The organism is Chryseobacterium sp. CG10_8, from assembly GCF_058117085.1.
The window spans coordinates 1-5,774 of sequence record NZ_JBYVEB010000143.1 but is presented as its reverse complement, the minus strand read 5'-3'; the positions used below and the strand labels follow the sequence as shown (position 1 = coordinate 5,774).

General features: G+C 31.4%; 6 protein-coding genes. All 6 read right to left on the bottom strand.

Translation table 11 applies throughout. The features are described from left to right. Nucleotides 1–292: 292 nt before the first annotated feature. The 6 genes from hchA to AC4AGG_RS15030 all read right to left on the bottom strand — a co-directional run bounded on the left by hchA (nt 293) and on the right by AC4AGG_RS15030 (nt 5,693). Nucleotides 293–1,144, bottom strand: coding sequence for a glyoxalase III HchA (gene hchA, locus AC4AGG_RS15055; RefSeq protein ID WP_489772841.1), 852 nt, complete (start codon nt 1,142–1,144; stop codon nt 293–295). Between the two features lie 19 nt (nt 1,145–1,163). Then, complete coding sequence (locus tag AC4AGG_RS15050) at nt 1,164–1,994, bottom strand: SDR family oxidoreductase (protein ID WP_489772840.1); 831 nt, start codon at nt 1,992–1,994, stop codon at nt 1,164–1,166. Between the two features lie 84 nt (nt 1,995–2,078). Continuing rightward, nucleotides 2,079–2,642: a Crp/Fnr family transcriptional regulator gene (locus tag AC4AGG_RS15045; RefSeq protein ID WP_489772839.1), complete on the bottom strand. Its 564-nt coding sequence runs from the start codon at nt 2,640–2,642 to the stop codon at nt 2,079–2,081. A gap of 282 nt (nt 2,643–2,924) precedes the next feature. After that, nucleotides 2,925–4,622 (bottom strand): DUF2326 domain-containing protein, encoded by a 1,698-nt coding sequence (locus AC4AGG_RS15040; RefSeq protein WP_489772838.1) that lies wholly within the window; start codon nt 4,620–4,622, stop codon nt 2,925–2,927. Further along, nucleotides 4,613–4,846: an ABC-three component system middle component 6 gene (locus AC4AGG_RS15035; RefSeq protein ID WP_489772837.1), complete on the bottom strand. Its 234-nt coding sequence runs from the start codon at nt 4,844–4,846 to the stop codon at nt 4,613–4,615. The genes AC4AGG_RS15040 and AC4AGG_RS15035 overlap by 10 nt, the downstream gene beginning before the upstream one ends. A 1-nt stretch (nt 4,847) precedes the next feature. Next, entirely contained in the window at nt 4,848–5,693 is an 846-nt protein-coding gene (locus tag AC4AGG_RS15030) for an ABC-three component system protein (RefSeq protein ID WP_489772836.1), read from the bottom strand. Nucleotides 5,694–5,774: the final 81 nt, after the last annotated feature.

The following is a 5,774-nucleotide window of genomic DNA, read 5'->3' as shown; positions in this document are numbered from 1 at the left end:
TTTAATTAAATAACTCCCTTAACTCCAAAAGGAGTTTGGTTGGTTTTGCTTTTGAACGATTTGTTGAAATTTAACGATGAAAAGACATAATGTGTGAGATAGTACTCTTTGCTTTTGGCGATGGGTTTCGGTACACTGATAAACTTGCGGACAACGAAAAAATATTAGCGCCGAAGAAAACTCAAACTTTGACTTCCTCGAACCACTTCGTTAGGTTTCAATTTGAGTATTCTAGTTGCTGAGCTTGCCGAAGTAAAGCCCGCTTTTGCAAAGACATTGTTAGTGGCAGTTTTTATTGATTTAATAATTCTTTTGCACTCATTTTACCAAAATTATTGGCAGCAAGTGGACTATCTCCTGTTATTAATTTTCTATCAGTGTGACAAGCACCTGTGATATCATTGTTTAGAAATTCAACTCCAAGAGACTTCAGTTTTTCTCCATAAAACCAAGGCATCTCTCCAGGTACATATCCTATGGCAGGTGTTTGGGTGTCGATAGTGTCTGGAAATGCTTTCACTTGATATCCTTTATAAGGAAAACTATCGGCGTCTTCGTGATGTGCTCCTGCTAACAAAGCAGCGGGTCCGTGACAAATAGCTAGCATATACTTGTCTTCTTTATTAACCCAGTTTATCAATTTTTTTAAATTGTCGTTTTGTGGTAATCCCAGCATGGCTCCGTGTCCTCCAGGTAAAAAAACGGCTACATATTCATCGTCTGATTGCATGTTGTTTTCTACAAACTCTAATAAACTCTTTGGTTTTTGAAATTGTGATTTATATTTATCCAAAATATCTTTTACAGCCTCATCCTCAGATGGCATTGCCCACATTTCTAGCGCTACGGGTTGTCCTGTAGGTGTAAAAATATGTGATTCAAAACCAGCAGCTTCTAAATGCAACATAGGAACTAAAGTTTCTACTGGATGATTTCCTGTGGAGAATTTTTTACCGTTAGACATCGTCATATAGCGGTCTTCTGTACAAACAACCAAGATTTTTTTCTTTTTGTCTGTATTGGCATTCTCATAAACGGTATGGTCATAATCCGTTTTTGGGGCTACAAACATTGAACGAGAAAACAATGATGGTTCATAACCTACACCATCAAATACGGGATCTTTACTTAATTCTTGTGACATAATTTTATTTTTATTTTAATTAATAATTTGTGGATTCGCTTAGGCCAATATTTTGATTTATTGATTGGGTAATTTCGTTAATTTTTCTTTCCATCATACGTATTGCATCTGTACCAAAGTAGATACGAGCTGGTGGATTTTGCATTTCCGATAAAGCTATAAATGCATCGGCGGCTTTTTTAGGGTCACCACCTTGGTTTTTATTCAATGCCCCAAAATGCTCAATGATGGTTCTTACTTGTGTATAATCGGGAATTGGGTTTTTTGGTAAAATCATAGATGATTTATCTAAAAAATCCGTTCTAAAGCCACCTGGACATACTGCTGTAACCTTAATGCTAAATTCAGCAAGTTCCGTATTTAGAGCTTCTGAAATTTGAATAACAGCGGCTTTTGTGGCACTATAAATACCCGTTGCAGGTGCGACTACAGAACCTGAAACGGAGGCTATATTGATTATTTGCCCAGATTTTTCTTTTCTCATATATGGCAATACTGCTTTGCAAACATTCATTACACCATATACATTTACATTAAAAATATCTTGTATTTCTTTCTCCGATAACTCTTCTATAGTCCCTAATAATCCATAACCAGCATTATTAACTATTACATCTATTTTGCCAAAATGCTGGATAGTCTTGTCAACTGCTTCTTGAATACTGTTTTTATTTGTTACTTCCATAGAAATAGGAAGAAGGTTTGAAAATTGGGTTTGCAGTGGTAATAGCTTGTCTGCATTCCTTGATGTTGCCACCACTTGATTCCCTTTTTCAAGTAATTTAATAACAAGCTCAAGTCCTAATCCTTTGGAAGCTCCTGTAATAAACCAAACTTTTTTTCTATTCATAAATAATGTATTTTGAATTGCAAAGATACATTTACAAAAAAGATGAAGACAAGGATCTATATCACAAAAAACTTGTGATGTAGATCACTTTTGTAACCGACTTAAGGTTTCTCTGCTTACACCTAAATAATTTGCGATTTGTTGTTTTGGGATTTTTTGTTGCATATCAGGGTATTGCATACAAAAATTTTCATACCTCATTTTAGCAGATTGCGACATTAATGAAATGATTCTCTGTTGCAGTGCAATGTATCCAAAGTTTGATTTTACTCTAAAGAAATGTTCTATTTTTTGGTATTTTCTGCACACTGATTCTAAGTCGGAATAGGAGACAGATAAGAGTTTAGAGACAGTAAGACATTCCACTGAGAGTGTAGATTCTTCCTTTTTGAAAAAAGCAGTAAAATCAGAAATCCACCAATTAGTACATGCAAACTGTAAGATATGTTCTTTGCCTGTATCATCAATAAAAACGGTTTTTAGTATCCCATCCTCAACGAAATATACATTATCTACAATTTGATTTTCTTGAATTACAAATTGTTTTTTACGATAACTCTTTGATTTAAAAAACATTAAAATATTTTTAAACTCTATATCGTCAATATTGACAATTTGGTTTATGTGTTTTTTAAGGATTTCAGACATATTTTATTATTCAGGCTGTGTACTTCAAAATTGCCACTAAAGAAAAAGTATTAGCGAAGGATGGACGAAAAATAAACTGAAACCTAAAGAAGTGGTTAGTTCAATTTTCAACCAACTGAAGCTAATGCTTTTTAAGCGTAGTAAACTTACAAAAATGCTTCCGTATTCAAAACTTAATTTCTAAAAATGATGGAGTGAATATCATAATTACACAACTCCCTTAACTCCAAAAGGCTTTTGGTTGCTTTTGCTTTTGAAATTTTGAATTTGACAATATTTGAATTAAACATTAAACAGTTTATTTCCTTCTGAAAGTTTTAGAATTATATATTTTTCAATATCTAAATCAGAAGGGATTTTATCTCGCACTATTGGTAAAATAAACTGACAATTAATTGAGTTTGCTAAATCTACTAAAATTGTACTTAATTGATTATCGTGCATATTCTCCAATTGATCGTGCATTATAAAATGTACAAATTTTATTTCTATCTCTTCCGCAAACTGAATGTATGCAAAATCAAAAGCAGCAATTTGTCCTTTTTTCTTTCCTGTACTTGGATTTCCTTCAAGATTTGTAACAATTAAATCGTAACCCTTTTCAGATTTTTGAGTACTTAAAAGATACTCTTCGCCGTAAAGCTCGTTAGATATCTTTGTAAAATACTTATTGAATAGTGTAATTCTTTTTTGAATAAGACTATCTTTAGAATTAATCTGAGAGTTTATCGTATCTAATTCTTCATTTATTCTTTCAAGCTTTTCATTGGATATTATCCAATATTTTTTGCGTTCCTCTAATGACCCTTTCTTCTCAAAAAAAGAGTTAAGATCAATTAATATTTTGTCATAATCATCACTGTATTCAGAAGCACTGATGAATTCTGATAATTCTTTTTCTCGTTTTCTTTGAGAGCTTATTGTTTTAGAAATTTCTTTTAACTTTTCGATTGTTGCTGGTAGTTCCTTTTCAATAAACTTTATTTTTTCATTAATTAAATCATTGTGGAATTGTATGGTTTCTTGAAAAGACACTTGTAAAGTTGGGATTAACCTTGATGCTTTATTGTACAATAGTTCAATTTGACCGACATCTATATTAGTTTTTTCCCTTTCTAAGTCTTCCTTGCTTTCCATTACGAGTTCTCTCCTCATATTCAGGCGACTAAATTCAGTTGAAAGTTTTGATAGTGATAATTTCACTTCATTCAATTCACTTATTTGAGATTCAAATTTTTCATTAAAGTTGAATTTTGCCTTAAGGTTCTGTAATTCTAAAATTTTAGAATTGACAAGTTCTAACTGTTGATCAATTAATGATAATTCTCCGTCTTTTCTAAGCCTTTTTTGAAAATTTTCTTCTCTTGTTTTTTCTTTTCCTAAGAGTTCTTTTTGGTTATGGGTATCTGTATTAATTCCTAACCAAAACAAAAATAATGCTTCATATTCTTCAGTTTTGGTATATGGATTCAACACCTTAACGATATTCGCTAATTTATTCTTTTCGTCTCTTATATTTTTTGAAATAATCTGTTTAAATGTTGGTTTCTCAACACCTGTATCAAAAAACAATTCCTTAAGTTTCAGATCAAATTCTTTATTATTAGAAATGTTCTCCCCATTGATTTCTTGTAGCTTTTTGCTATGCTTTAAGAAATTTTTTCTGATTGTAATTGAGTTTGTAGGAAAGTCTAAATCGTCAACTACATTTAAAGAAACAACAACTTCTGTATCTATTAGAAAGTCTTTAATTGTACTATTCTCTTGCTCCTTGAACTCGCTATCTTGGTAAATATTTTTTCCATCAGAACCTAAACAAAAATCGACTAATCTAAGCACAGTTGTTTTTCCAACGTTATTGCCTGTTGATTTTCTATCAGTTTCAGCAGTTTCATCTACAATTAAATTAAGCCCTTTGCGAAAATCAATTGTTCGAATTACCCCTTGTTTATTCTCTATTTTAAGTTCTTTTAAAAACATTTTTTTATTTTCCCGTTTTCACCCTTTGTTATTACTCCCAAAATAAATAACCAGTCTAAAGTTAATGAATATAGATTAATAGTGATTTCGTGTTTTTGATTAAACAATTTGTATAATTCCAGATAGTCAATTTCATTACCCTTTTTATGAGAAAGAACATCAATTAAGATTCCTCCCAAATAATATAAATCTCTCTCTGGATTAATATTTTTATCAATTATCATATCAAATAGATTTTGGAGGCTCTTCCAAAATATTGCAACGCATAAAAGCATCAACAACAACAATCATAATACTAAAATCAATCGTTTCTTGATCAAAACCTTCAATTTTATTAGGAGCATTGTATATTTTTTCGGATATATCTTCTATTACTTTATCAAAAATAGCATCAGCATTTTTTGTAATATCTTCAAACGTTGGATATTCCCTTCTTACATGGATATATGAACTTTTAATATTGTGCAAAACAAGTTCTTTTTTGATAGAGCCTTCTTTCTCAATTTCTTCATATATTCGATTTAGTTTAGCTTGATAAGCAGCAAATTCCCTTATAATACCTTCATAACGAAAAATTTTGTTGTACGCAATTTTAGTTTCTGGATTGGGAGCACTTTCCGCTTCAGGCAAATCAATGATTTCTCCTATTTTATTTCCAATAACGTTTATTACTTTATTTAGTGCTAATGGATTTTTAGAAAGTAGGTTTTTACTCGAAATTATTTCCAAAATTTTCCGTTCGTGATCAGCTTTCCATTGTTTTAATAGCGAAACGGGATATTTATCCTCATTTTCCTTGTTGTCAATTATCACATGATGTTCATCACATAGCAAAACCAAGTTTTCAAAGGCTCTGCGTTCATCATCATTCATGTCCTTATTGTAGCGAGGTCCATCTTTGCTTGCGGCTTCTATATGGCAAATTTTACTGATAATTGAAATGCCATCTTCTGCAATTAGTTTTTTTGGACAATCGGGATGAGCACATTCATTACCAGAAAGCGTATCTAACCGTCTTACGGTAGAGGGTTTATATTGTCGTGATTTATCTTTCTGATTTTTTGAAGCCATGTCTGGTAACTTTCAATAATGGCAAATTTAATAATTTAATTCTTTTTATTAAACCTAATTAGAAGTAACTCTAAAATGTTA

Bases quoted from the DNA above. Each gene is read 5' to 3' on its own strand.
- AC4AGG_RS15050 (WP_489772840.1), bottom strand. From the start codon at position 1,994: ATGAATAGAAAAAAAGTTTGGTTTATTACAGGAGCTTCCAAAGGATTA.
- AC4AGG_RS15040 (WP_489772838.1), bottom strand. From the start codon at position 4,622: ATGTTTTTAAAAGAACTTAAAATAGAGAATAAACAAGGGGTAATTCGA.
- AC4AGG_RS15030 (WP_489772836.1), bottom strand. From the start codon at position 5,693: ATGGCTTCAAAAAATCAGAAAGATAAATCACGACAATATAAACCCTCT.
- AC4AGG_RS15045 (WP_489772839.1), bottom strand. From the start codon at position 2,642: ATGTCTGAAATCCTTAAAAAACACATAAACCAAATTGTCAATATTGAC.
- hchA (WP_489772841.1), bottom strand. From the start codon at position 1,144: ATGTCACAAGAATTAAGTAAAGATCCCGTATTTGATGGTGTAGGTTAT.
- AC4AGG_RS15035 (WP_489772837.1), bottom strand. From the start codon at position 4,846: ATGATAATTGATAAAAATATTAATCCAGAGAGAGATTTATATTATTTG.